The sequence below is a fragment of the Clostridium sp. AF32-12BH genome, from assembly GCF_003477935.1.
GTDB lineage: Bacteria > Bacillota > Clostridia > Lachnospirales > Lachnospiraceae > Brotaphodocola.
Genome location: NZ_QUEH01000043.1, coordinates 1 through 1662, shown reverse-complemented (window position 1 = coordinate 1662; position 1662 = coordinate 1). Strand labels below are relative to the sequence as shown.

Genomic DNA, 1662 nt, shown 5'->3' with positions numbered 1-1662 from the left:
GCTGACTTGAAAAAGTAAATTCCAGTGCAAAAGTAAATTCCACCGCTCTTTTAAAAGTTGCTTATAATCTAGTGATTTTTAAGAAGAAAAGCGGAATCTATGCTATAATACAAGTAATCTATGGCGAAATTTTCTGTTTTTCTGTATGGCAAACAAGCTGCTGGAGGTCGGTGTGCACGACTAAATTCCACCAGCCACATTTGAAAAATGTGAAAAGTTTACTTCCAGTCTGACAGCAGATTTCTTCATGGGTTAGTGGTTATAGCGGATCAGCTTAGGTGTTAAGACGACTTTGTCAGGGTCAATACGCCTAAGCTGAAATGCTTTTAAGACGTCTTCCCCAAAAGCCTCCAGGGCGACATCATACGGTGTAAGCCCATTCAAACTCTCCCGCGGTGTTGAGTTGATGTGGCTGGTGATTAGATTCACATCCCATTGAGTCAGGAATTCAAAGGTAGTTCGTTTCGGCAGTATCATGCGGAGCATGGTGTGTGCCTGTTCAATGCCGCCTTTCTGTCCGCTTCTCATGGGATCACAGTAATAAATGTTGGTTCTCTGGATACCGGTAACACCGGTTTCGAGAGAATCAGGATCACCGAATTCAGCGCCTCTGTCGGTGAGTATATATTCAAACAGAGTCAGGAAATCGAAGGTACCAAAACGCTTTTCTAAACGGTCCAAAACGAGTCGTACAGATCCTTCCGTATTCCGGTTCATGAGGAACGCAAGAAACAGCTTTTCCCTTGTAAAAAAGAAGGTAAGCAGTGTTTTAGAGGAACCAACAGCGGAGTGGACGGTGTCCATCTCTACAAAAGATTCCAGGTGCAACTGTTGAAAATCAGCGTAAGTTCTGCCATTAAAGACACGGCGGTCAGATATCTGTGATTTATGGACTTTTCTGGGTTTAAACTTCACTTTACGTTTCAGATCAACGTTTCTGGCAGTCAGAAGTCCCATATCAAGGTAGTTGTAAACGCTGCGGACGGAAAGATTCAATTCCGGATGGTTTGCAACGATCTGGTAAGGAGACTGGCCCTGATCGATCAGAGGAGTGATGATCTTATCCTTTTTGTGGAGTTCCTGTCTGGTCATAGCGATTCCGGACCTGGAATCCTTGAGACACTCCCGGTATTTCCGATCAGCGAACCTGGCATTGTAGGTATATTTGTGGGCAATCGTACAATGATTGATCTTTTTACTGCATCCATTGCAGACGTAGGGAGCCCGATCAAGTTTGCTGCAGCGTTCTTTTTGAAAATCTGGACAGGTCTGGTTACAGGTGGGACAGGAAGCACATTTAACGCCGCAAAGAAGGATCTTATTGCAGGCATTCGTTTTCTTACAACGGAAACGCTTGGTACAGAAGTTCTTCGCATTAAGAAAAGTCCCTTTGTGAAACCAATCGGAGGATCTTCTGGCCTTCACTTCTTTTGAAATCGTAGTAGGGTCCTTACAGAGAAAGCGGGCAATATCTTTAAAGGATGTACCCTTATCCAGTTCATTCTGGATATAGATACGATCCTCTATGGTGAGATGCTTCTGGTTGCCTGGGATATATTTACTCATAGTCAAACTCCTTCTACTGCTGTCAGAAGGACGATTAAAGTATCATATCAGTATGCATGAGTAAATATCAACTGTGCAAGAGTAAACTCCACCGCC

The 1662-nt window shown here is 43.7% G+C and carries 1 protein-coding gene; it reads right to left on the bottom strand.

Annotation, left to right across the window (positions count from 1 at the left end; genetic code table 11):
• Positions 1-252: 252 nt before the first annotated feature.
• On the bottom strand, positions 253-1566 hold the full coding sequence (locus DWZ40_RS19085) for an IS30 family transposase (protein WP_118544357.1): 1314 nt from the start codon (positions 1564-1566) through the stop codon (positions 253-255).
• Between the last annotated feature and the right edge of the window lie 96 nt (positions 1567-1662).

Excerpts from the sequence above, each read along its gene's own strand:
- DWZ40_RS19085 (WP_118544357.1), bottom strand. The coding sequence starts at position 1,566 with ATGAGTAAATATATCCCAGGCAACCAGAAGCATCTCACCATAGAGGAT.